At 39.3% G+C, this 24691-nt stretch carries 21 protein-coding genes; 15 read left to right on the top strand and 6 right to left on the bottom strand.

What is annotated here, in order from left to right:
• Positions 1-54: 54 nt before the first annotated feature.
• Positions 55-1425 carry a sigma-54 interaction domain-containing protein gene (locus tag JOC34_RS06145; RefSeq protein WP_205135819.1) on the bottom strand — a complete coding sequence of 457 codons (1371 nt, stop codon included), beginning with the start codon at positions 1423-1425 and terminating at the stop codon, positions 55-57.
• Between the two features lie 277 nt (positions 1426-1702).
• On the opposite strand from JOC34_RS06145, the gene pruA reads away from it, so the two are divergent.
• The 7 genes from pruA to JOC34_RS06110 all read left to right on the top strand — a co-directional run bounded on the left by pruA (position 1703) and on the right by JOC34_RS06110 (position 9825).
• Complete coding sequence (pruA, locus tag JOC34_RS06140) at positions 1703-3250, top strand: L-glutamate gamma-semialdehyde dehydrogenase (RefSeq protein ID WP_205135818.1); 1548 nt, start codon at positions 1703-1705, stop codon at positions 3248-3250.
• 71 nt (positions 3251-3321) lie between these two features.
• Positions 3322-4320, top strand: coding sequence for a proline dehydrogenase family protein (locus JOC34_RS06135; protein ID WP_205135817.1), 999 nt, complete (start codon positions 3322-3324; stop codon positions 4318-4320).
• 81 nt (positions 4321-4401) lie between these two features.
• Positions 4402-5877, top strand: a complete 1476-nt coding sequence (gene putP, locus JOC34_RS06130) for a sodium/proline symporter PutP (protein WP_205135816.1) — start codon at positions 4402-4404, stop codon at positions 5875-5877.
• A gap of 130 nt (positions 5878-6007) precedes the next feature.
• Positions 6008-6667 (top strand): hypothetical protein, encoded by a 660-nt coding sequence (locus JOC34_RS06125; RefSeq protein ID WP_205135815.1) that lies wholly within the window; start codon positions 6008-6010, stop codon positions 6665-6667.
• Positions 6668-6764: 97 nt separating this feature from the next.
• On the top strand, positions 6765-7028 hold the full coding sequence (locus JOC34_RS06120) for a YciI family protein (RefSeq protein WP_205135814.1): 264 nt from the start codon (positions 6765-6767) through the stop codon (positions 7026-7028).
• Between the two features lie 385 nt (positions 7029-7413).
• Complete coding sequence (locus JOC34_RS06115; RefSeq protein WP_205135813.1) at positions 7414-8568, top strand: hypothetical protein; 1155 nt, start codon at positions 7414-7416, stop codon at positions 8566-8568.
• A 12-nt stretch (positions 8569-8580) separates the two neighbouring features.
• Positions 8581-9825 (top strand): metal-dependent hydrolase family protein, encoded by a 1245-nt coding sequence (locus tag JOC34_RS06110; protein WP_205135812.1) that lies wholly within the window; start codon positions 8581-8583, stop codon positions 9823-9825.
• A 262-nt stretch (positions 9826-10087) separates the two neighbouring features.
• On the opposite strand, the gene JOC34_RS06105 is transcribed toward JOC34_RS06110, so the two are convergent.
• Positions 10088-11674 (bottom strand): peptide chain release factor 3, encoded by a 1587-nt coding sequence (locus tag JOC34_RS06105; protein ID WP_205135811.1) that lies wholly within the window; start codon positions 11672-11674, stop codon positions 10088-10090.
• A 378-nt stretch (positions 11675-12052) separates the two neighbouring features.
• On the opposite strand from JOC34_RS06105, the gene JOC34_RS06100 reads away from it, so the two are divergent.
• Positions 12053-13468 carry a DHA2 family efflux MFS transporter permease subunit gene (locus tag JOC34_RS06100; RefSeq protein WP_205135810.1) on the top strand — a complete coding sequence of 472 codons (1416 nt, stop codon included), beginning with the start codon at positions 12053-12055 and terminating at the stop codon, positions 13466-13468.
• Positions 13469-13520: 52 nt separating this feature from the next.
• Here the strand turns inward: JOC34_RS06100 and JOC34_RS06095 are convergent, their stop codons facing one another.
• Positions 13521-14078: a glucosaminidase domain-containing protein gene (locus JOC34_RS06095; protein ID WP_205135809.1), complete on the bottom strand. Its 558-nt coding sequence runs from the start codon at positions 14076-14078 to the stop codon at positions 13521-13523.
• A gap of 224 nt (positions 14079-14302) precedes the next feature.
• Between JOC34_RS06095 and JOC34_RS06090 the strand changes: the two genes are divergently transcribed.
• The 3 genes from JOC34_RS06090 to JOC34_RS06080 are packed head-to-tail and all read left to right on the top strand — an operon-like array spanning position 14303 to position 16174.
• A complete protein-coding gene (locus tag JOC34_RS06090) occupies positions 14303-14893 on the top strand; it encodes a bifunctional transcriptional activator/DNA repair enzyme AdaA (RefSeq protein ID WP_275577679.1) in 591 nt (196 codons plus the stop codon).
• Positions 14880-15419, top strand: coding sequence for a methylated-DNA--[protein]-cysteine S-methyltransferase (locus JOC34_RS06085; RefSeq protein WP_205135807.1), 540 nt, complete (start codon positions 14880-14882; stop codon positions 15417-15419). Before JOC34_RS06090 ends, JOC34_RS06085 begins: the two co-directional genes overlap by 14 nt.
• Before the next feature lie 47 nt (positions 15420-15466).
• Positions 15467-16174: a poly-gamma-glutamate hydrolase family protein gene (locus tag JOC34_RS06080; RefSeq protein WP_239544074.1), complete on the top strand. Its 708-nt coding sequence runs from the start codon at positions 15467-15469 to the stop codon at positions 16172-16174.
• A 118-nt stretch (positions 16175-16292) separates the two neighbouring features.
• On the opposite strand, the gene JOC34_RS06075 is transcribed toward JOC34_RS06080, so the two are convergent.
• The 3 genes from JOC34_RS06075 to JOC34_RS06065 all read right to left on the bottom strand — a co-directional run bounded on the left by JOC34_RS06075 (position 16293) and on the right by JOC34_RS06065 (position 19021).
• Positions 16293-16823, bottom strand: coding sequence for a hypothetical protein (locus tag JOC34_RS06075; protein WP_205135806.1), 531 nt, complete (start codon positions 16821-16823; stop codon positions 16293-16295).
• Between the two features lie 299 nt (positions 16824-17122).
• A complete protein-coding gene (locus JOC34_RS06070; RefSeq protein ID WP_205135805.1) occupies positions 17123-18067 on the bottom strand; it encodes a DNA-3-methyladenine glycosylase family protein in 945 nt (314 codons plus the stop codon).
• An 84-nt stretch (positions 18068-18151) separates the two neighbouring features.
• Entirely contained in the window at positions 18152-19021 is an 870-nt protein-coding gene (locus JOC34_RS06065) for a LysR family transcriptional regulator (protein ID WP_205135804.1), read from the bottom strand.
• 333 nt (positions 19022-19354) lie between these two features.
• Here JOC34_RS06065 and mmgD point away from each other — a divergent pair, with 333 nt between their 5' ends.
• From mmgD to JOC34_RS06045, 4 genes are all read left to right on the top strand, one after another.
• On the top strand, positions 19355-20464 hold the full coding sequence (gene mmgD / locus JOC34_RS06060; protein WP_205135803.1) for a citrate synthase: 1110 nt from the start codon (positions 19355-19357) through the stop codon (positions 20462-20464).
• A gap of 105 nt (positions 20465-20569) precedes the next feature.
• On the top strand, positions 20570-22006 hold the full coding sequence (locus JOC34_RS06055; protein WP_205135802.1) for a bifunctional 2-methylcitrate dehydratase/aconitate hydratase: 1437 nt from the start codon (positions 20570-20572) through the stop codon (positions 22004-22006).
• Between the two features lie 54 nt (positions 22007-22060).
• On the top strand, positions 22061-22966 hold the full coding sequence (gene prpB / locus JOC34_RS06050) for a methylisocitrate lyase (RefSeq protein ID WP_205135801.1): 906 nt from the start codon (positions 22061-22063) through the stop codon (positions 22964-22966).
• 430 nt (positions 22967-23396) lie between these two features.
• The gene (locus JOC34_RS06045; RefSeq protein WP_205135800.1) at positions 23397-24674 is read left to right on the top strand and encodes a Wadjet anti-phage system protein JetD domain-containing protein; all 1278 of its coding nucleotides are present in this window, start codon (positions 23397-23399) and stop codon (positions 24672-24674) included.
• The last annotated feature ends 17 nt before the right edge of the window (positions 24675-24691 follow it).

Below are 24691 nucleotides of genomic sequence, written 5' to 3'. Positions count from 1 at the left end.
TCTTTTTCCGGTGTGTTTTTAGATGGTACGTTTAAACGTTAATACGCGTGACTTTTACCCTCTAATCCCATATTTTTTAATTTTATTGTAAAGTGTGACCCTGGAAATACCTAATCTTCTTGCAGCGTCAGACTTATTACCATTTGTTTGATTTAGCGTTTCTTCAATCAGTTGCTTCTCTATATTTTCCTTCTCACCCGCTAGTGATGGAGTGGGTTCAGCCTCCGATTGGTGCGGGTGTAAGGTGCTTGGTAAATAACTGATTAGATCTTGTTTATTCATGATTGGTTTTTCGGATAAGATAATGATTCTTTCCATTATATTGCGCAATTCCCGTACATTGCCAGGCCAATTGTACTGCAGCAACAGTTGAAATGCATCTGCTTTAATCTCTGGCGATGCTACCTGATATTTAGCAGAAAATTGTTTCAGAAATAAATCGGTAAGTTCGGGGATATCGTCGACGCGTTCCCGAAGTGGCGGCATGGTTAGTTGAATGACATTTAGCCGATAGAATAAATCGGATCTGAATTTTTTTTCGTCCATGAGCTGCTCTAGATTTTGATTGGTCGCTGCAATAAAGCGAACGTCTACTTCCTTTCCTGTAGAATCTCCAATTCGATAAATACTGTTTTCCTGGAGAACGCGTAGCAATTTCACCTGCATGTCCAGTGGGAGTTCGCCAACCTCGTCCAAAAACAAGGTACCGCCATCTGCCATTTCAATTTTTCCTGCCTTGCCTTTTTTATCTGCTCCGGTAAATGAACCTGCTTCATAACCAAATAATTCACTTTCAAATAAAGCATTTGGGATAGCTCCACAATTAACTGGGATAAAAGGACTGTCTTTTCGAGGACTCGCCTCGTGAATCGCTCGGGCACAAATTTCTTTGCCTGTGCCGCTTTCGCCGAGAACCAATGTTGTTGCTTCTGTTTTTGCTGCCTTATGTGCAATCCGAATGGTTTGTTGCAGTGGAATACTTTTTCCCTTTAATTTGTAAAAAGGATTTACTTCCGTATTTGTGTTTACTTTCTGTCTTAATTCATCCAGTTCGGCAGATGTTGTTTCTAGATTATCGTTTAGTTTTACGATCTGTGTAATATCTCTTTCCACAGATACTGCTCCAATCAATTGTTTTGCTTCATCAAAAATAGGGGTAGCATTGATCACGACATGTTTGTCCTTGCGTGGTCGATGATAAATATTATGAACAGGTTCCTTGGTTTCTAACACTTTTAGAACCATTAAGTCATCATTATAAAAGAAATCAGTTATTGGCTTATTTTTAATTTCCTCAAAAGGGATATTGTACGTTTGTATAGCAGCATCGTTCCAAAAAAGGACTTCCTTTTTGTTGTTTACAATAGTAATTGCGTCATCCTCTGACGATAGGACAGCATCTAAATAGAAAAGATCATTTATCATAGATTTCACCTCCCAATATTGTAAAGATTAGTTTACATAATTGTAAGCCTATTTTACAATTGTGTAAAGGAGATTTACAAGTGTACGGATAAATATCTTGTCTAAATTTGCGGATGAAAAGCTGTTTAATGTAAGCGTTTGCCGATATTGTTGATGGTTCGTGAAGAAGTTGGCATGGTTCTTGCAATGTAAGTTGTAGGGATGGATTTTAAGTAGTTTATCCTTTTTTGTTACAAACAATTGTTTACTTACAAAATAAATTTAGGGGGTTTTTATATTGGTATTACCATTTAAGCACGAACCATTTACAGACTTTAAAGCAGAAGAAAATCGTAAAGCATTTGAGGATGCGTTAAAACAGGTGCAAGGAGAATTAGGACGGGAATATCCATTGGTTATTAATGGGGAGAAGATTTACACGGATGATCAATTGGTATCAACTAACCCAGCAAATAAGTCACAGGTGATTGGCAGTGTTGCAAAAGCGACAAAGGAACATGTTGATCAAGCAATGAATAGTGCGCTGGAGGCATTCCAAGCGTGGAGAGAATGGACACCGGCAGAACGAGCAGATATCTTATTTAAGGCTGCGGCGATTGTCAGACGACGGAAGCATGAGTTTTCAGCATGGTTGGTCTATGACGCGGGTAAACCATGGGATCAGGCCGATGGAGATACGGCAGAAGGTATTGATTTTCTGGAATATTATGCACGTCAGATGATCGAGCTTGGTAAAGGGAAAGCGTTAAATGATCGTCCGAATGAACATAACACGTATATTTATCAGCCAATGGGGCCTGGTGTAACAATTCCACCATGGAACTTCGCCTTTGCAATTGTCTGCGGAACAGTAGCTGCACCAATCGTGGCAGGAAATCCGGTTCTGTTGAAACCATCTGAGAACACACCAGTTATTGCCTATAAATTAGTGGAGGTGTTGGAAGAAGCTGGTTTGCCAAAAGGCGTACTGAACTTTGTCCCTGGTGATCCCGAAGAAATTGGTGATTATCTTGTGGATCATAAAGATACCCACTTTATCAATTTTACCGGTTCTCGTGCAACTGGAACACGGATCATGGAACGTGCTGCGAAAGTGCAGGAGGGACAACAATTCTTGAAACGTGTCGTGGCTGAAATGGGTGGTAAGGATACGATTATCGTTGATCAGGATTCCGACCTTGATTTAGCGGCAGACGCGATTGTCAATTCTGCATTTGGTTTTTCCGGTCAGAAATGTTCTGCATGTTCAAGAGCGATTATTCATGAAAATGTCTATGACGAAGTACTGGAAAAAGCAATTGCATTGACAAAAAAATTAACGGTTGGTAATCCATCGGAGGAAAATGTATATATGGGTGCCGTTGTGAACCAGAAACAGTTTGATAAAATCAAAGATTACATTGAAATCGGTAAAAATGAAGGTGTGCTTGCATACGGTGGGGAGACAGATCATACCAACGGCTATCTTGTTTACCCAACGATTTTTAAAGATTTGGATCCGAAAGCTAGAATCATGCAAGAGGAAATCTTTGGACCGGTTGTTGCCTTCGCTAAAGCGAAAGATTTCGATGAACTGTTGGAAATTGCCAATAATACGGAATATGGTTTGACAGGTGCAGTGATCTCCAACAACCGTGCCCATCTGAATCGTGCCCGTTATGATTTCCATGTTGGTAATCTTTATTTTAACCGTGGATGTACAGCGGCTATTGTTGGGTACCATCCATTTGGTGGATTTAAAATGTCTGGTACGGATTCAAAAGCAGGCGGACCAGATTATCTGCAACATTTTTTGGAAGCCAAAACAGTGTCTGAAATGTTTTAACTACCTTGCTGTATGCGGTAAGCATCATTACTTGCCGCATGCAGATTACATGATATAAGGGGCTGGGGAACATGTCTAATCTAACAAGAGATTTCTTTATCGGCTTATCGAACAATAAATTTTTAAATACGAATGCTAAAAAATGGGGTTTTCAGTTAGGTGCTGAGAAATTTGTTGCGGGAACGACGATTGAAAGTGTGATGAATACAGTAAGAGAGCTCAATCAACAGGGAATATACTGCACACTCGATAATTTGGGAGAATTTGTATCAGATAAAACGGAAGCAAGCATGGCCAAGGATGATATTATCCGGATCTTGGATGAAATTCATACGGAAAAATTAGATTGTCATATATCGGTGAAGTTGACACAGTTGGGTTTGGATATCGATCCAGAATTTTGTCTGGACAACATAAGGCAAATCTTGGACATTGCGGCTAAGTACGATATTTTTATTAACATAGATATGGAGAATTATGCATATTATAATCGCACACTTGAAGCTGTAGAAATTTTAAATAAAGAATACAGTAATGTGGGAACCGTTATCCAGTCCTATCTATATCGTGTGGAAGCAGATCTGGATTTGCTTAAAGATGTAAGAATCCGACTAGTAAAAGGTGCTTATAAAGAAAGTGGAGATGTAGCCTATCAGTCTAAAGAACAAATTGACAGCAATTATATTAAACTTGCGAAAAAGCGATTGCTAGGGAACACATTTACTTCCATTGCTACGCATGACCACAATATTATCAATGAATTGAAGGATTTCATCGAAGAGAACCAGATCAGCGGGGATAATTTTGAGTTCCAAATGTTGTATGGCTTTCGAACAGAAATGCAATATAAACTCGCCGAAGAGGGTTATCGATTCTGTACCTATATTCCTTTTGGTAATGATTGGTTCGGTTATTTCATGCGTAGGCTAGCAGAGCGTCCGCAAAATTTGAACCTGGTCGCGAAAGATGCTTTTTACACAAAAGATAATAAATTGAAAAAAGGACCGATTATTGCAGGCGCAGCCATAGCCTTAACTTTCTTCATATGGAGGAAAAAAAGAAGGAAATAACAATTTATTCGCTAGATCGAATCACTTGCATCATGACCAAATAATAATTTAGGAAGCCAATCTAATAAAAGGGGCGATTTTGTGGAAATCGGAGTATTTATATCGTTGGCTATTTATATGGTCGGCATGTTACTAATAGGCTATTGGTCTTATCGGAAAACATCAAACTTATCAGATTACATGCTTGGTGGAAGGGGCTTAGGACCAGCAGTCACCGCTTTATCGGCAGGTGCGGCCGATATGAGTGGTTGGATGGTAATGGGCTTACCAGGTGCGATGTATGTAACTGGTATGGCAAGTGCATGGCTTGCTATTGGTCTTTCCATCGGGGCATATTTGAATTATTTAATTGTCGCACCGAGATTAAGAACCTATACGGAAATTGCTAATGATTCGATAACCATCCCAGACTTTTTAGAAAATAGATTTCATGACTCATCTAATATACTAAGATTAGTTTCTGGTATTGTCATCCTCGTTTTCTTCGCATTATACGCTTCCGCGGGAATGGTATCAGGTGGAAAATTATTTGAAAGTGCATTTGGCCTGGATTACAAACTGGGCCTATTTGTAACGGTAGGCGTAATTGTTGCTTACACACTGTTTGGTGGCTTTTTGGCAGTGAGTTGGACCGACTTTGTCCAAGGAATCATTATGATTGTTGCGTTGGTTTTAGTTCCGATTGTGGCTTTTGCAGATGTCGGAGGGCCGCATATCGTCTGGCAGGATATTCAAGCGATTGATCCGAAGTTAATGGATCTTTTTAGAGGGACTTCGGTGCTGGGGATTATATCCTATCTGGCATGGGGGCTTGGATATGTTGGCCAGCCGCATATTATTGTTCGATTTATGGCAATTACATCCGTGAAGGAGTTAAAGTCCGCCCGTCGTATTGGTATTGGATGGATGGTTATTTCGCTTATCGGAGCAATGCTGACCGGCTTGATTGGGGTATCTTATTTCGCTGATAAACCAGGTCTGCTTGAAGACCCCGAGACAGTGCTGATCGTCTTTGCAGAAATATTATTTCATCCATTAATAACAGGATTTATCCTGGCGGCAATTCTAGCCGCAATTATGAGTACGGTTTCCTCGCAGTTGTTAGTTACATCAAGTGCCATTACAGAAGATTTTTATCGAACTTTCTTCAAGAAAGAAGCTTCCGATAAAGAACTGGTTCTCGTTGGACGTTTAGCTGTATTAGCAGTTGCAGTAGTTAGTTTAATACTAGCTTATTCGCCGAACAATACGATCTTGGATCTCGTAAGTCATGCGTGGGCAGGATTTGGCTCAGCCTTTGGACCAGTCGTATTATTAAGCCTTTATTGGAAACGGATGACAAAATGGGGAGCACTTGCAGGTATGCTTGTTGGTGGGATAACCGTTATTATTTGGCTCTCCATTCCGGGGTTATCCGATTTCCTATATGAAATCATACCAGGATTCTTGCTGAGTTTACTTGCAGTTATTGTTGTTAGTAAGTTAACAACAGACCCAAAGAAACCCGTACAAGATCAATTTGAAAAAATGGAAGAAAAATTAATAGAAAGCAAATAAAATAAAGGGACAGTCCCCCACCACGCTAAAGCGATAGTGTGATGGGGGACTGTCCCCTAATATGTATGAAAATGATACAATGATAGAAAGGACTGTGAATCAACGCATTCCCAAAATTTGAGGTGAGATCATGTTCAAATCGGTATTATTTCATACGGATAAATTGAAATTATTGAAACGTTTTTATGCAAATGTGCTAGAACGGGAAATCGTAGCATCCACAAATGAACAATTTACGGTGAATATCGGCGAGACGGATATAACGTTTCAACAATCAGATGTGCCGTCATTTTATCATTTTGCTATTAATATTCCAGGGAACCAGTTTGTTATTATGAAAGCCTGGATACAGGATCGACTGACGTTGAACAAGGATGGTGGAATTAACGAGATTTATTATTCGAGTCTCGATTCAGATTCTATGTACTTTGAGGATCCGGCGGGAAATCTGATTGAACTAATCGGTCGCAGGCATCGGGATCTTTTTGGTGATCTGACGAAGGAGGCTTTTTTTGATATAAGTGAAGTTGGAATAACGACGCCATATGTTACGCAAGTTGGCGATGATTTACAAGATTTTGGCATACCACTCCGTCATGGGACAATGATAGATCCTAATACATTGAACTATCTGGGGAAAGGCGATACCTTCATCGTGCTAACACCACCGGATTGGAAATGGAAGTTTTCCAAAAACAAAGCAGAGACACATCCGCTCGAAATGACATTAGACGATGGACGTCATCTCGCATTGGATGAAGACGGCGTCATGACATTCTCCGGAGAATAAATAGCCTGACGATGACCCGGAGATTTGTTCGTTAGATGACAGTACTTACCAGCATATGCCATAATATAAGGGAACAAGATATGAAAGGGTGGAGAAGATGAACTATTACGCAGTTTTATCACCGATGAAGGACGAGGAAAAGAGTAAGCAATATCGTCAGGACCATCTGGACTTTTTAAAACAATTAGCAGAGAAAGGGCATGTATTTGCCAAAGGGCGTTTCACCGATGGGACGGGAGGACTTGTCATTTATCAGGCTGAAAGCTACGAAGAAGTCGAACAGATGGTGAAACAGGATCCATACGTGTTACATGGTGCAAGAGACTATGAAATTCATGAATGGGCAATGACGATAGAATAAATGATTATGGGTAGACCCATAAAAGTGAAATTTCATTCAGAGGGGGGCGGGAAGCTCAGGACATCCTGTCATTCCCTCTGGATGTTAGTTGAACAAATCGGTCTTTAACTGCGCATTAATCTACGATAAATTATCACCGTGTGTAATTTTATCGGAATTGGATACCAAGTGAAGTTTTTAAATTGATATATTACATATTGAACAACACTTAATATCTATTTTAGAAAGCGCTATTAAGCTGGATTGGGCACTACCATACTGATCTCGTAATCTCTTTGTGATTAAAATAGATAATAAGTAATTGTAGAAACATGTCGAAAAAACATATAGACAAAACCTTCCTCAAGTGATATATTGTATAAAATATTCATAGGGGAGGGATTACATGTTAGAGAATCCATTGGTTGCTACAGTCTTAATTTTCGCATTAATCGCACTAGGAGAATGGATTTCGATTATTTCCAGAGCCAGAGTCCCTATGTTGCTCACTGCCATGCTGGGGTTTTTGGTATTGTCATGGACAGGGTTGTTTCCAGATGATATTTTGGAAAAATCAACATTTCCTGCACTAGGAGCAATCCTAATTGGCCCCGCTATTTTGCATATGGGCACATTAATTCCTTTCTCTATATTAAAGAGTCAGATCAAAGCAGTATTGATTGCTTTAGGAGGACTCGTCGTATCAGGTATTTTGATATTGACGATCGTTCCACTTGTTTTTGACTATCCAACAGCTGTTGCTGGAGTGGGACCGATCAGTGGTGGAATCATTGCTTTAATTATTACTTCGGAGAAATTGACCGAAATTGGTTTGACAAGCCTTGTTGTAATACCGGCTTTAGTTGTTGCTTTTCAAGGTGTAATGGGCATGCCTTTAGCGATGAACTTTATGAGAAGATACGCCATTAAACTACAGGGCGAGATGGATAATGGTACATTCGTTCCGGTGAGTTCTGATGATGAGCAAGCAGATAATAAGACGAATTCAATTAAAACGAGTATGACATTGAAACTGTTCTTTGTATTTGTTGGTGCGGCTATTGGGGTTATACTTGGTGAATTAACTGGAATCCATTATAGTTTGTGGTGTTTGGCTATTGGTATTATTGGTGTGAAATTTGGTCTTTTTGAAACGAAAACACTGGAAAAATCTAATTCTTTCACGATCACGATGCTTGCAATCATATTCGTTGTAATTGGAACGATGGCAGACGTATCGCCGCAAGATGTATGGCATAATTTCCCTGCTATTCTTTTAATCTTAGTGCTAGGTACATTTGGAATTATGCTTGGTGGTTATATTACATCCAAGTTGGTCAAGTGGCATCCGTTCAAGGGCATGCCAGTAGCACTGACAGCTCTGTTTGGTTTCCCGGCAGACTATCTACTGTGTGAAGAGGTTAGTAGGAGTGTTGCCAGAAATGAAAAGGAACAGAAATTATTATTTGATGAATTACTAACGCCAATGCTAATAGGTGGTTTCACCACGGTTACAGTTGCATCTGTGGTTATAGCTGGTGTGTTAGTACAAACGTTATAAGGAGGAATTCAAATGACTAAAAAAATAATTAAAAATGGTTTGTTGATTGATGGAAATGGTGGAGAAGCACAAAAAAACGCTATTGTTGTAACAGATGAAACGCGTATTATTTACGTCGGCCCAGAAGCAAATTATACTGCTACGGGAGAAGAAACGGTTGTGGATGCACAAGGTGGCACGATCCTTCCAGGAATGATTGATACACATGTGCATATGATGATGGAATTTTCACCAATCGCACAAAGACTGGAAACACCATTCTCTTATAAATTCTATCAAGCTGCAAAATATTTGGAAACGACACTACATGCAGGAGTTACATCGGTAAGAGATGCACTTGGGACAGATTTAGGTGTTAAAAAAGCAATTGAAGAAGGGCTCATCGCTGGTCCAAGGTTACAATTAAGCATTAATGCTTTAACCATTACTGGCGGGCATGGAGATGGTTATACTGTTTCAGGTAATGTTGTTGACTTGCTTCAATCCGATTATCCGGGTATGCCGAACGGAAAATGTGACGGGGTAGAGGAAGTACGAAAAAGAACACGGGAAATGCTGCGAGCAGGTGCAGAGGTGATCAAGGTTCATGCAACCGGTGGCGTATTAAGTGCAACAGATCATCCTGAATTCACGCAATTTTCATTAGAGGAATTGAAAGTAGTTGTTGAAGAAGCCAGCTTTAGAAAAGGCGTCAAAGTAATGGCCCATGCGCAAGGTGCAGAAGGAATTAAAAACGCTGTAAAAGCAGGCGTTCACTCGATTGAACATGGCATTTTCCTAGATGACGAGTCCATCGAATTAATGAAATCAAACGGCACATATTTGGTCCCAACATTGCTTGCTCCAGTTGCTGTACTGGAAACAGCTGATGAAGTAGGCATGCCTGATTCTGCAGTCGAAAAATCGAAAGAAGTCATTGAGTATCATAAGGCAAGCTTTACAAAGGCATATGAATCCGGTGTGAAAATTGCAATGGGAACGGACGCAGGCGTGTTCAAACATGGTACAAATTTAAGGGAGCTTGGTTTAATGGCAGATGGTGGCATGTCACCAATGGAAACAATTGTCGCTTCCACAAAATCAGCTGCAACATGTTTAGGCTGGGAAGATAAAGTAGGTACGATCGAACTAGATAAACTTGCAGATATTATTATTGTTAAAGGTAATCCGCTAGAAGATATTTATTCATTAGCAGATAATGATACCGTTCAAGTTGTTATTAAAAATGGTAAGGTAGAAAAGAATACACTCGCATAGTAAAAAAGCAGGCAATCATCAGTGGATGATTGCCTGCTTTTTTGACGTTAGGGGATACGGGATAGGGGAGCTGTACCCGCAAAACGGGAGAGCACAACGTTAAATCGGGCCACGGTGCACCCAATTCGGGACAGTGCAACGTTAAATCGGGCCACGGCGCACCCAATTCGGGACAGCGCACCACCAAGTCGGGCCGCAGCGTTGCGACAATAAAAAGGACTGCTTTTCCACAAAGCAGTCCTTTCAGGCTCTTCACATCACATTAATATGTCTGATCATACTGATTGACTTCAAATAAATCGATCAACTCAATTTTAGGATGTTTATCCTGGAACCAGCGCAGCGCAAAATCATTGTGGAATAAAACAAGATAATTTCCTTGCCGGTCACGTACAAGCAGGTTCCGTTCATCATACAGCGATTTATCTAATTGATCTTCATTTAACCAGCGTGGTACCCGTTCGCCAATCGATTCCAGCATCACGTCAACATTGTATTCATTTTTCATGCGGTATGTGAACACTTCATATTGCAGTTCACCGACAGCACCTAAAATATAGCCTTCCGTCCGATCCTGGTAAAATAATTGGATGGCACCTTCCTGGACAAGTTGTTCAATGCCTTTTCTAAATTGCTTGGATTTCATGACATTTTTTGCGGTGACCTTTTTAAACATCTCCGGTGGGAATTGTGGTAACTCTTCGTATTCAAAGTGGTCTTTGCCAGTGACTAAGGTATCGCCAATTTGATAGATGTTCGGATCGTAAATACCAATAATATCCCCTGCATACGCTTCTTCGACCGTGTCAGCGGAAGAGGCAACGAATTGCTGGGATTGTGCGAGCTTAATTTGCTTGTTATTTCGAGCTAGCTTGACGGTCATTCCGCGTTCGAATTTTCCGGAGCAGACCCGCAAAAACGCTACCCGGTCACGATGGGCAGGATTCATATTGGCTTGAATTTTAAAAATGAAGCCGGAAAAGTCCTCATTATCCGGAGCGACTGGTCCTTCGGTTGACTTTCTTGGGACAGGCGCTGGTGCCATCGATATGAATGTATCAAAAAATGTTTGCACACCAAAAGGTGCTAAGGCACTACCGAAAAATACAGGTGTTTGTTTCCCCGCTAAGACGGCATCTAATGAAAAGTCATCCCCAGCCTCATCCAATAATGAAAGCTCATCAGACGCATCCTGATAAGTTGCTTGCGAGACTAACTCCTGATGTTCCGTTTTATCCAAGTCTTTATACGGAATATAGTTTTCTTCTTCATTGCCATTGAATTGAACAAACTGTTCGCCGTCCCGGTCGAAAACACCGAGGAACCGTTTGCCCATTCCTACCGGCCAGTTCATCGGATAAGTTTCAATATCCAAAACCTGCTCAATTTCTTCCAATAAGTCAAATGGTTCTCTGCCTTCCCGATCCAATTTATTCAAAAAGGTAAAAATAGGAATTCCGCGCATCCGGCATACCTTAAATAACTTAATCGTTTGTGGCTCGATCCCTTTTGTCGCATCAATGATCATCACAACACTGTCCACTGCAGTCAGTGTACGGTACGTATCTTCACTGAAGTCCTCATGTCCTGGTGTATCTAAGATATTAACTTCCAAGTCATGATAGGGAAAGTTCATCACACTGGAAGTGACCGAGATACCACGTTGTTTCTCGATTTCCATCCAGTCAGACGTCGCAAACTTGCCTGATTTTTTCCCCTTTACAGTGCCGGCAGATCGAATTTGATTCCCCAGCATCAGTAGCCTTTCCGTTAAAGTTGTCTTACCCGCATCCGGGTGCGATATAATCGCAAATGTTCTTCGCTTTTTAACTTCATCATGTAGACCCATATAAAAAATACCTTCCATCTTATAATTAGTTTTATCGACTATCCAAAATAATTACATGTAGCGATTTTGAATGAAATCGGAGAAATGCTTCTTTAAATTGTCCGTTTTTATAAATTGTACTACTAAAAGATAGCATGTGTGCATGATGGAGGTCAATGTACATGATGACAGATGTGTTTTATTGATCCTTACAAGCTGTTTTTCTAAAGGTGACTATTTCATATGATATACTTATATGAAAAGCAAAGTAGTAAAATAATGAAATAGGGTTGATCCCTTTTGCGCATGCTTAGGCAATAGTTCTCGAGATAATCAAAAGATGATTCAGCGATTCCAACCCTCTGGTAGGACGCTAGAGAGGGAGGTTGTAAAACGTGTATGGTAAATAAACAAACAGCTAAGATCCCACATAAGGGAGTTATCGCAATCGTATTGTCTTCTACATTTCTGTTCACTTTCAGCCAGTTTTTATTAATAACAGCCTACCCAACAATTATGGAAGAGTTTAATGTCAATGCCACGCAAATACAATGGTTAACAACTGCGTTTCTATTAACCACCGTTGTGTTTATTCCGATGACGGGCTATTTATCCAACACCTTTTCATCGCGGGCTTTGGTGATTTTTTCAATGATAATGCTGGTTATCGGTACAATGGTAGGTTTTATTGCACCTAATTTTATCACCTTAATTTTATCTAGGATTATCCAGGCGGTTGGGGCCGGAATCATGCTTCCATTGGTGCAGGTAATTCTACTATCCATATTTCCTTACGAAAAAAGAGGATTTGCGATGGGATTGTTAGGGGCAGTTGTGAATGTTGCACCCGCTTCGGCGCCTTCCATTTCAGGCATTGTGATAGATCTATTAAACTGGCGGGCTCTGCATTTGATTATGTTGTTATTGGTGCTTGTTGTATTTCTCTTTGCACTCTTTTATATGAAAAATGTAACCGAGCAGCAGATATCTAAATTAGATATGATATCCATCGTTTTGTCTGGGATTGGTTTTGTAAGTATTATTTTTGGAATGAGTAATGTTAGTATATTAGGTTTCGGACATTGGCGTGTCATTGTGCCAATTGTATTAGGGGGATTAGCGCTAACTGTATTCATTAAAAGGCAATTGCGCCTAGAACTTCCTGTATTAAATTTACGACTTTTCCAAAAGAAAACATTTCTTTTATCAGTGATTCTTATATTCATCAATATGATGCTCTTGTTGTCCACGGAAACAATATTGCCTATGTTTTCACAAGATGTATTGGGAACGAGTGCGTTCCTTTCAGGTTTTGTACTCGTTCCGGGTACGATTCTACTATCTATCATGACCATTATTTCAGGCAATTTATATGATAATTATGGGGGAAGACGAATTGCGATTATCGGATTCACATTGATTATGCTGTCTACGTTCTTGTTAAGTACGGTAAGTATGCATCAATCACCGTATCTAATCATGGTGTACTTTTGCCTATTTATGTTGGGATTCGGTCTGACGTTAATGCCACTGGTGACTGTGAGTGTAAATGCCCTGAACAATTCGGAAATTCCACATGGTTCTGCTATTGTAAACACCGCGCGTCAATTTGGAATGGCTTTTGGTGTGATTGTTTTAACAACTGTGATTAGTATTACCACGAATCAGATGGATGTACCTTATAAGGTTGCAACTTATTGGGGATCGACCTATGCGTTTATTATTATGGGGGTGCTTGCCTTCATAGGAGCTTGTTTATCACTATTACTTAACGAAGACAGGGATAGAGAAGTAATAGAGACAGAGGACGATTAATATGGAAGGAGTTTATTACTCCTTCCCCAAAACATTAAGAAAACCCTATATTTCATATCTCCTGCACAATTTCTTCCAGCTTTTCGATGGTTGTATGGATCATACGTTCATATAAGCTTAAGATGAGTTGTCCATAATTGTCACCAGGAACGGCCCATTTTCCATTCAAAGCAGTCCAGGTCGTAGCAGATCCTCTATCAACCAGATCGAAACGGGGGTCTAACACTGGGTATTTATCCGGCAAAGAATCTGTAGATGCATACGCATATAAATGTTGGAGATGCGCGATTACGCCTTCCTCTGGCGTATCAAAACTAGCCCCCGGATCATCCGGACCTGTTGCACCTAACCCGCAAAAGTTGTTCTGTTCGGCTTTAACGACACCGGTAAATCGTAAATAGTCCGTCTCATGCATTGCCTGTGCAAAGGCAACATCGCCTCTTATTCCGTAATATTCTCCCACAGTTAAATAATAGTTTCCCAATTGAACCGCATCTTCGTTTGTCTGTTGTACAAATTGATGCATTTGCTGCGGGGAAAGAAAGGTCTGCCCTAAGATGGAATACTCGGAGTCATTTGCTTGCTTCATGTCATTTGGATTATCACTCATTTAAAACCCTCCATTCTAAAGTTATTGCTATCTTTATATTATAGTAATCTTTGGGAAGATTGAATCGGACAAAGTATTCATTTATCGCAAATTGATGGGAATGCATCATATAAGGGAAATAAAGCTTTCGATATCTTGCTTTTTAATTCGTTTAAAGATATTTTTCCCCCTTGAAGCGTTATAATAATATGTAGATAGGAAAGGAGATTTAGATCATGACCGTGTTGGAAACAAAGTCTGGAAATAAGGTTACAGCTGAACAGTGGCGTGCGATTAGTGAAAGTGATAAATCGTATGATGATCAGTTTTACTATGCTGTTAAGACAACTAGAATATTTTGTAGGCCTTCATGTAAATCTCGGGTTCCAAATATAGCCAATGTAACGGTTTTTTACCATGCCGAGGATGCAATCAAAGCAGGTTACCGGCCATGTAAAAGGTGTAAATCGGGAGGGTATCGCTTACCAGATGAAGAGTGGATACTGCAAGCAGAAGCGTATATAAAAGAAAATTTCGCGACCTATTTAACGTTGGATGTCATTGCAGATGGATGTCATGGAAGTCCGTATCATCTGCATCGGGTCTTTAAACGTATCAATGGTATTACGCCATTAGAATACTTACATCAAATTCGAATGGATAAAGCGAAAAAGTATTTAAGACAAACAGATAAAACAATTAGTGAGATTGCTGCTTTAGTTGGAAACGCTAACGCGGCACACTTTGCAACCAGTTTCAAGAAACGGACAAATCAATCACCAAAGGAATACCGAAATAATCACAAAAGTGAGGTGTTACAGAATGAAACTCAATGAAACACAAACCATATATTACAGGCGAGTGGATACGAAACATTGGTCCATTTATGTAGCTGCCACAAATAAAGGCCTTTGCTATATCGGTTCGGCAAATGGGGGAATGGAGGAGATGTGCAACTGGATTGAAAAAAATAGACCAAATGCAAAGCTAATCGAGGACTGGAATCAAGTATCAGCTTATGCAGATCAATTAATCGCATACCTAAATGAGAAACGTAAGCACTTTGATTTACCTCTAGACTTAGCTGGTACTGTTTTTCAGGAAGCGGTCTGGACAGCGCTTAGAAATATTCCATTTGGTGAAACACAAACCTATACAAATATTGCTGAAAACATTGATAAGCCAAAGTCGATACGTGCTGTTGGAACCGCAATCGGGGCAAATCCTGTATTGATGGTTGTACCGTGTCACCGCGTGATTAGTAAGCGTGGCGGAATGGCAGGCTATCGTGGTGGTATTCCAATGAAAGAGAAATTGCTGAAATTGGAAAATAGTGAAGCTGCGGAAGATTTTACATCTTAGCAACATCGTGAGAAGGTAGGTGTAAATATTCAAAAAGAGGTAATGGCATGAAAAAGTATAAATCTATTACATTAGTGGCATTGATAGTGATCATCTTCATACTGATGTTGCTAGTCAATAAATTTGATGCAACGGAGAGCAAGGGGAATGATAAATATGAAAGCTTTGAACAGCTGAGTCAGCATGAGAAACAGGAAGTGGATTATAAAATTAGTTTTAAAAAAGCAACGTCTGATATTCTACTAATGGCTATTCATGGTGGAAGTATAGAATCTGGTACAACTGAATTGGTCGATAAAATTGCTTTAGAAGACAATGATTCTTATTATAGTTTTCAGGGTATTAAAAAGAAAAATAATGCTGATTTGCACATTACTTCAAGTCATTTCAATGAACCGAAGGCACTAGATCTTGTATCGGATAGCCTATATACTTTGTCTTTCCATGGCTATGGGGATGAGAAAGATAAACACACCTATATAGGTGGTCTAGATGAACAATTAGCTGAAACGGTTAGAATGGAACTCAAAGAAGCCGGTTTTTCAGTCAGTGATGCTCCCGAAGATATGGAGGGGAAAGAAAAGCATAATATCGTTAATAGAAATAAACGAAAAAAAGGCGTCCAACTAGAAATAAGTACAGCACAGAGGAAAGCTTTTTTTACAAATGATGATTTTTCATCTGCAAATCGAAAAAATAAAACGAAAGAATTTTACGCTTATACAGAAGCCATTCAGAAAGCTTTACGTAAATGATAAACATTGTGTCGATTGTTTATTCTAAATGGAAGCGCGACACTAAAAAATAGTCCACAATTGTGAACTATTTTTTGCATTTCAGCAAATCTACATCTTAACCATATTATATTAAATGTTAAGGCTTATTCGCCACTTTTTCAAATAAATCCCTATTACGCGGAGGTCGTAGGTTAGTATGATTTTGGGCAAAGTCCTTTAGAGATGATCTAGGCTCAAAAAGAAAAAAATCCTCGATATTGTATTCGGAATAATTTTGTTTTCCCAATGATTTATATCCGATGTGGAATTCTTCTTCGAATTCAGGTACTTCGCTCACTGAAGTTGACTGCTGCATTCCGGATATCCATGTCCCGAGTTCATTCGTTCCTCTTTCGATGATTCTACACAGATCTTCAAGAGAGTCAGTCAACGCCATTAAACAATCCAGTCCGTCTCTTAAAAAAATCCCTCTTTTTTTGGCTTTTTCTACAGAGTGTTCTAACCTGTAGGATTTTTCCTGGTAGTTAAATTCAATATAGCAACTGCTGCGGTCCCAATTAAAGTTAGAAACTTCAATTTTTAAACGCTTCATAATCCCTTTGAGCCTTCTTTCACACACATCTTGCTCCTTACGTGGCATCCATTTTAATAGGATATTCTTGAACATACCATTCACCTTCCCTTTTTTGTCTAATCCCATAATACATTAGCTTATACTATAATAAATTCTACAAAGCTAACATATTTCCTGTTTTAATCGTTTTACAATTATCGACATTTTTTACAAAAAGCTTAACGCTGCATCTTTTCGTTTTAGAAGGTAACGACTATTATATGTTTTTAATTACATGTTTCGCTGTTGATATATTTGAGACGCTATTTAGAATAACGAGCATCTCGCGGCCCGCTAAGCAGTAAAGAGGGGATCAACGGCGGTGACGATAGTAACAATTTACGAATTAAATCTTAATATAAAGCACGCCACAAATAAAACGTTGCATAAGCTTCCCAGTTTTTCCATGGTATGGCAGCTTCTAAAATTTCCTCTTTTGACGGTTTCCGTTCCATTTTTTTCAAATGTTTGATGGCGTTTATAAGACCGACGTCATCAATTGGAAATGCTGTTGGATAACGAAGACAGCGCATTAGAACGTAGTTAGCAGTCCATGGTCCGACTCCACGAATTTTAATTAGTTCCTTTTCTATTTTCTTGAAACTATTCAGCTGTAGTAATTTTTCTTTCGATAGATCTCCATTTGCCATCGATTGTGCGATACCGATAATATACTCACTTTTTCTGACTGTCATTTTAATGTCAGACATGTCCGCTAGCTGTAGTTTAGCGACTTTTTCATAAGAAGGAAAAAACCAATACGGTTTACCGTTGTATGTGATGGATCTCCCGAATTTTTCAACGAACTGGCGTTTTAATCTATAGGCAAAAGCTAAATTAATTTGTTGACCTAAAACACCCCAGCATAAAGCCTCGAATAAGTCTGGTATACCAACAATTCGTAGGCCGTAATTACCCTTTATTACTTGTTGCAGCAATGGATCGTGTTGAGCCATTTTGTAAAAAGAGGTAAGATCTTTATCAAGATCAAACCAGTCGCGGATATAGTGGACGATGGCAGCCTTTCCTTCCAATGTCTTGGGTCTTGTCCCTGCTAAAAAACGGACACGTAAATTTCGATTGTCAGTTGAACTAACTTGAACGAGTGTATGTTCATCCCCAGTTGTGATGGTGCAAGTAATGAGCTCGTTTTCAATTTCATACATACATTCATTTTTGTCTCTTTGCATATACGCAAGGTTGGTTGTGAAATTAAATTCAACGGGAGCATTAATAAGAAGTTCTCCATCCCCTTCTTTCCAGTTTGGTATTTGTTCTATGCTATTTTTTCCTGCCATAACGTAAAACATCTCCTTAATTTCTATCTATATATGTTGTAACATATCAAAACAGAAAAATGTTTCGTAATCTTGCTATTCCATTCACAACACCTTCACATCCAACCCACGGATAAAATCAACAAACGCATGGACGAGATTCATTTGCAGTGAGTCTTCATGATAATACATCCATGTTTTTCGCGTAATTTCCTCACCTGAGGTTTGGGTCAATGGTTTGACAATAAGTTCTGGATGGGGACGTACGACTAAATTCGCCAACACGGCATAACCGAGTCCATTCACAATCATTTCCTTACATGTTTCCACCTGATTGACTTGAATATTTATATTTGGCCTTTGATTATATTTACTATACCACCAGTTATCCACAAGGTTTTTCATGTTCTCGTCTGTATAGTAATCAATCCGAGGCATGGCAGGCAAATCCTCCCAGGAAAATTCCCATGGGGATGCGACAACGATTGCTTCTTCATAGAGTAATTCTTTTTTCTCTTTCCATGCATAGTCCCCCTTGATGAAACTAATATGGACATCATGATTTAAGATCAGCCGGTGCATGTCACTACTCCAACCAGTCACGACCTGGAACTCCACGTCCGGATATTTTTGTTTAAATAAGCGTAGTAACTTGGGCATTTTATTTAAAGCAAAAAAATTGGAAGCGCCGACACGCAATGTGCCGGAAACATGGCTTTTCATGTTGTTTATATTTTCCTCAATTTTCCTTTGTTCATTTAACATGTCTTTAGCGTGTTGTGCTAATTTTTCACCCTCTGGGGTAAACGTGATGCCTCGGCGTTTACGCATAATAAGCTGTACATCATAATAATCTTCTAACTTTTGTATTCGTGATGTTAATGTAGGTTGTGAAAGAAATAAGGCTTGAGCCGCTTTTGTAATATTTTCTGTTGCATATAAGGTCGCCAACATTTCCCAATCTTGATAATCCATATAAATGTCTCCACCTTTCATTTAAAAGAAAAGCTGCTTTCAATAATCATGAAGTCAGCCTAAGAAAATAAATTCAGCTATTGAAAAAATCTATGGCTAGTAATTACTATTATATATTTTCCTAATCACAATTGCTACCGTATAATAGAGTTATAGAAAAATGGAGAATTTACAGAAGTAATTATTGCGTTTTGTTAACGGTTGCTTTCTAACAGATTGTTTGTTTTGGTCTTTATCGTGCAGTGGACAGATGAGCAACAAACAATTAGAAAATAGCCTTGTTGAAATGGAAGGGGTTTCAAAAAGTTCTATTCATTAAAGAGGAGGATTTTTATGAAGACGGAAGAGAAGTTTGTTCCAGGCCTGGAAGGGGTTATTGCAGCGGAGACTAAGATTTCACTGCTTGATACAGAACAGGAAAAAATTATAATTAGAGGTTATGATTTAATTGAACTATCCAAAAATCAAACCTATGTAGATTTAGTTTATCTTTTATTGGAAGGAACACTTCCATCATCAACTGAAAGGGCAGCAGTTGAAGAAAAACTAAAAGCAAACTATGAAGTTCCATCTGAAGTAATGGATATTCTGAACTTGCTTCCCGAACAAACCCACCCGATGGATGGACAACGGACGGCAATTTCAGCGTTAGCCGGATACGATAAAGCAATCAACGATCGCTCTGTGGAGAAGAACAATACGCGGGCCTATGAACTTTTAGGGAAATTACCGGCTATTACGGTAAATAGTTACCGAATTCTAAATAAGCAAGAACCGGTCAAACCGAATCAAGACTTAGATTACAGCAGTAATTTCCTATATATGATTACTGGTAAAAAACCGACTGTATTAGAAGCAGAAATCTTTGATCGTTCTTTATTACTTTATATTGAACACGAGATGCCAAATTCCACCTTTACATCAAGGGTGATTGCTTCGACAAATTCGGATATGTATGGTGCACTATCTGGTGCCGTTGCATCCCTCAAAGGGAATTTGCATGGTGGGGCAAATGAAGCGGTTATGTATATGTTGAATGAAGCCAATTCAGTCAGTGAGTTTGAACAATTGCTTTATAGTAAACTGCAAAACAAAGAAAAGATTATGGGCTTTGGGCATCGTGTTTATATGAAGAAAATGGATCCCAGGGCATTGATTATGAAAGAATCCTTAAAACAGCTCTGTGATATTAAAGGTGATCATTTGCTGCTAGAAATGTGTGAAGCAGGGGAGAAAATCATGGTGCAGGAGAAGGGCTTATATCCGAATCTTGATTATTATGCCGCACCAGTCTATTGGATGCTTGGTATTCCGATTCCATTATACACACCGATCTTTTTTAGCTCCAGAACGGCTGGACTATGTGCCCATATCAGTGAACAGCATGAAAATAATCGTCTGTTCAGACCACGTGTCAAATATAGTGGGGAGCGGGATTTGTAGAGAGAGCGAGCAACTTATCACAGTTTGGCGGGCAGTAAAACCCCCACTGAATGAAGTTTCACTTTATTATACGACGATGAACTACACAAGGAGAGGAAATGAACAATGGAAAAATTAGATGAAAAAAAGACAACGGATACAATCATAGCGGAAATTACCGATTATGTTTTAAATAAAGAAATAACGAGTGAAGAGGCCTTTACAACTGCGCATTATGTGTTGCTTGATACGTTAGGTTGTGGCATTCTTGCATTGGATTACCCCGAATGTACAAAATTGTTAGGTCCGGTTGTACCCGGTACGGTTGTGCCTCATGGAACTCGGGTACCAGGAACTTCCCATGTGCTTGATCCAGTACAGGGCGCGTTCAATATTGGCGCGATGATTCGCTGGCTTGATTATAACGATACATGGCTCGCTGCTGAATGGGGCCATCCCTCCGATAATCTGGGAGGAATTCTTGCCGTAGCAGACTATTTGAGTCAGGAACGGATCGCCAAAGGACAAGATCCAGTCACTGTCCATGAAGTGTTGGAAATGATGATTAAAGCACATGAAATTCAAGGGATTCTTGCTTTAGAGAATAGTTTGAATCGTGTAGGACTTGACCATGTTTTATATGTTAAAATAGCGACAACAGCTGTTGTAACAAAAATGTTAGGCGGCGGAAAAGAAGAAATTAATAATGCACTTTCAAATGCTTGGATTGATAATTCTAGCTTGCGCACATACCGTCATGCACCAAATACCGGTTCACGAAAATCATGGGCTGCGGGGGACGCTACGAGTAGGGCTGTACGTTTAGCAATGATGGCTGTCAAGGGAGAAATGGGTTACGAGACTGCATTAACTGCACCGGGTTGGGGTTTCCAGGATGTTTTATTTAATAAACAAGCCTTAACATTAAGCCAGCCATTTGCTAGCTATGTGATGGAAAATGTATTATTTAAAGTGTCTTATCCAGCTGAATTCCATGCGCAGACTGCCGCAGAAGCTGCTGTTCAACTGCATGATGAAGTAAAGCACCGTTTGGATGACATCGATCAGATCACAATTACAACACATGAATCAGCAATCAGAATCATTGATAAAAAAGGTCCATTGCATAACCCTGCAGATCGAGATCATTGTATTCAATATATTACCGCTATTGGCCTTGTAAAAGGTACGATCACAGCAGAACATTATGAAGATGAAACAGCTTTAGAGCCGATTATCGATGTACTGCGTGATAAGATGGTCGTTCAAGAGGATAAAACATACACAACCGATTACCTTGATCCGAATAAACGCTCCATTGCCAACGCGGTACAGGTTCGTTTTAAAGACGGATCCGTGACAGAAAATGTCGAATGTGAATACCCATTAGGACATCGTTTCAGAAGAGAAGAAGCGATCCCACAAATAATAGACAAATATGCAGCAAATCTCGCAACACATTATCCAGAAAAGAAGCGAAAGCAAATTGAAGCAATAACCAACGATTATCAAACAGTTACGAAAATGAATGTAAATGAATTCATGGAGCTATATTTGAACTAATAAGCATGTATTGGTTTTCTAGAATGTCCGTTTTTTAAAAGGAGGAACAACAAGATGGCATGGATTGTCGATCAACAGTCAACGCAAGAAGCATTAGCGAATCAATTTAAAACATTAATACAGGAAGAAAATATACTACAGATACCGGGAGCCCACGATGCGATGGCTGCACTTGTTGCCAAAAAGGCAGGATTTTCAGCGTTATATTTATCCGGTGGCGCATATACCGCAAGTCTGGGATTACCTGATCTTGGTATTATTACGTCAAAAGAAGTTGCGGATCGGGCAAAAGAATTGATCCGTGCAACCAATCTTCCTGTCCTTGTGGATATTGATACAGGATTTGGTGGTGTATTAAATGTTGCACGTACGGCAGTGGAAATGCTGGAATCGAAAGTAGCTGCGGTACAAATTGAGGACCAAAAATTGCCAAAGAAATGTGGACATTTAAATGGCAAACAACTGGTTACAAAAGAAGAAATGGCACAGAAGATACAAACGATTAAAGAAGTAGCCCCTTCGCTCATTGTTGTGGCACGAACAGATGCCAGAGCCGTGGAAGGGATTGATGCTGCCATCGAACGGGCGAACCTTTATATTGAAGCGGGAGCGGACGCTATCTTCCCGGAAGCACTGCAAAGTGAAGAGGAGTTTCGCTTATTTGCAAACAAGATAGAGGTTCCATTGCTTGCGAATATGACAGAATTTGGTAAAACACCTTATACATCAGCAGAAGAATTTCAGGATATGGGATTCAGCATGGTCATTTATCCTGTGACTTCTTTAAGAGTAGCAGCAAAGGCTTATGAGCGGATATTCGATTTGATCAAAACGCAGGGGACACAAAAAGAAGGTGTTTCAGATATGCAAACAAGGAAAGAGCTATATGAAACCATCTCATACCATGATTTTGAAGCGTTGGATACAGAAATTGCAAAAACAGTCCTCCAAGATGACTAACGCGTATTTTTAAAAAATAGCACAATATACAAACAGTCCAAAGAAGGAAGAAAACCTTATTTGGACTGTTTTTTTGCATGGAAAGGAAAGTCATGTGAAGATGCATCTCCAACAACAAAAGATAGTTGAACCAAGGCTCGCACGAATAAATCAGGTTTTCTAACGATTTTGTGAAGCATAAATATAAAAAAGGCAGGATATTTATGCTTAATGTCGAATTAGGGATGTACTTAAGCTATAATAATGCTAGAAGGGCGCTATGGAAACATTTACCGTATACAGACAGTGCCTGTTATTTGGTACAATAATGATAGGCTGAAATGAGCCGAATCGTTAATGGATGCTCTGTTTGAAATGGAACAATGGTTATAGAAGCAAGTAGAAGAAAAAACATCGTTTTATAAAATTGATGATATTGCGAGGTATAAACATGTTAAATGAAAAACAGTTCAAAAAACAATTTTCCAAAGATGTGTTGGTGTATTTAATAGAGAAATATGAAAGCAGTAAAGCATTTCTAACAGGGACTCCTACAAAGCAGCGTCCGCAAATTTCTTTTAAGCGTAATAACCCTTTTATGAAAGATTATTTAGATAGAAGTGATTTTTATAAACGGATTTGGATGCACGAAGGATTGATCGCACTCGAGCAGAAGAAAATAATATCCATTTTGTGGGAAGAAGATAAGGTTGGGCAAAATCTGTCACGCGTTTACTTGAATACGGATCGGTTACATGAGGCATATGAACTAACGAACCTAGTTCCAAGGTTGGAAAAAATCAACCGTTTGTTAACTATTTTTAAACCATTGTTAGACCATCCATGGAGCTGGTTACAGGAGTTTGCAGAAGAGATTATTGGCGACCTGGAAAATCGAAAACAGTCGGGCTTTAACTTGGATAGGCCAAAAGTGCATCAGGATGTTGTTCAGGTGCTGGAATATTTACCTGAAATAGAAGGAAGTATAACAAAAAGAGCGCTTAGCAGGCAGCTATTCGGGGATGTGAAACACTTTGAAACATCTGTTGAACAACCAGTGATCACTTTTGTAAACAGAGCACACCCGGTATCTTTTACATCGAATGAAGAATTATTGGCCTTTTTTGGGATTGTACCGGAAGTAAAGTTAGTTCAATTGAAAGGCACCATGGAATGGACAATGGATGGAATCACAACGAATTCAACAGCTTCATATACCGGTGGATTGGGGTTTAGCAATTCGACGGTAAAACAAATGGAGATAGCCGGGATAAACGAAGAAAAAATTATTTTAATTGAAAGCGCAACAAGTTATGAGCAATGGATTAATCAGCGTCCAGATGAGCGGGAACTTGTTATTTACGTAGGCGGATATCCACATCTTTTGTTGCAAACTTTTCTTGAAAAATTATCTAGGTTCCTGAAAAATGCAGGGAATAAGGCGGTTCCGGTATTATATTGGGGGGACGTTGATATTGACGGTATTGCTATATATGAATATATGAAAGTACGATTCTTTGCAGCACTTGAACCGATTTTGATGGATAAACAATCCCTACTTCAATTTAAAGAAAGCGCCGTCGCTAACACGGAAGAATATAATGAGAAAGTAGAGAAAATGATCGAGGATCCAGCTTATGCAGCATGGCTTCCGGTTTTGAAAACGATGCTTAAATCTAACATTCGTTTAGAGCAGGAAGAGATTGTTGATGTTTCAAAGATAAAATAGCAAATTAAAAGAAACTA

Source organism: Virgibacillus halotolerans, from assembly GCF_016908515.1.
GTDB lineage: Bacteria > Bacillota > Bacilli > Bacillales > Amphibacillaceae > Virgibacillus_M > Virgibacillus_M halotolerans.
Note: the sequence above shows the minus strand (reverse complement) of the source record. Positions and strands in the feature narration are given on the sequence as shown.

Coding starts and splice junctions, on each gene's coding strand:
- JOC34_RS06145 (WP_205135819.1), bottom strand. CDS start 1,425: ATGATAAATGATCTTTTCTATTTAGATGCTGTCCTATCGTCAGAGGAT.
- JOC34_RS06135 (WP_205135817.1), top strand. CDS start 3,322: ATGTCTAATCTAACAAGAGATTTCTTTATCGGCTTATCGAACAATAAA.
- JOC34_RS06125 (WP_205135815.1), top strand. CDS start 6,008: ATGTTCAAATCGGTATTATTTCATACGGATAAATTGAAATTATTGAAA.
- JOC34_RS06120 (WP_205135814.1), top strand. CDS start 6,765: ATGAACTATTACGCAGTTTTATCACCGATGAAGGACGAGGAAAAGAGT.
- JOC34_RS06115 (WP_205135813.1), top strand. CDS start 7,414: ATGTTAGAGAATCCATTGGTTGCTACAGTCTTAATTTTCGCATTAATC.
- JOC34_RS06110 (WP_205135812.1), top strand. CDS start 8,581: ATGACTAAAAAAATAATTAAAAATGGTTTGTTGATTGATGGAAATGGT.
- JOC34_RS06105 (WP_205135811.1), bottom strand. CDS start 11,674: ATGGGTCTACATGATGAAGTTAAAAAGCGAAGAACATTTGCGATTATA.
- JOC34_RS06100 (WP_205135810.1), top strand. CDS start 12,053: ATGGTAAATAAACAAACAGCTAAGATCCCACATAAGGGAGTTATCGCA.
- JOC34_RS06095 (WP_205135809.1), bottom strand. CDS start 14,078: ATGAGTGATAATCCAAATGACATGAAGCAAGCAAATGACTCCGAGTAT.
- JOC34_RS06085 (WP_205135807.1), top strand. CDS start 14,880: ATGAAACTCAATGAAACACAAACCATATATTACAGGCGAGTGGATACG.
- JOC34_RS06080 (WP_239544074.1), top strand. CDS start 15,467: ATGAAAAAGTATAAATCTATTACATTAGTGGCATTGATAGTGATCATC.
- JOC34_RS06075 (WP_205135806.1), bottom strand. CDS start 16,823: ATGTTCAAGAATATCCTATTAAAATGGATGCCACGTAAGGAGCAAGAT.
- JOC34_RS06070 (WP_205135805.1), bottom strand. CDS start 18,067: ATGGCAGGAAAAAATAGCATAGAACAAATACCAAACTGGAAAGAAGGG.
- JOC34_RS06065 (WP_205135804.1), bottom strand. CDS start 19,021: ATGGATTATCAAGATTGGGAAATGTTGGCGACCTTATATGCAACAGAA.
- mmgD (WP_205135803.1), top strand. CDS start 19,355: ATGAAGACGGAAGAGAAGTTTGTTCCAGGCCTGGAAGGGGTTATTGCA.
- JOC34_RS06055 (WP_205135802.1), top strand. CDS start 20,570: ATGGAAAAATTAGATGAAAAAAAGACAACGGATACAATCATAGCGGAA.
- prpB (WP_205135801.1), top strand. CDS start 22,061: ATGGCATGGATTGTCGATCAACAGTCAACGCAAGAAGCATTAGCGAAT.
- JOC34_RS06045 (WP_205135800.1), top strand. CDS start 23,397: ATGTTAAATGAAAAACAGTTCAAAAAACAATTTTCCAAAGATGTGTTG.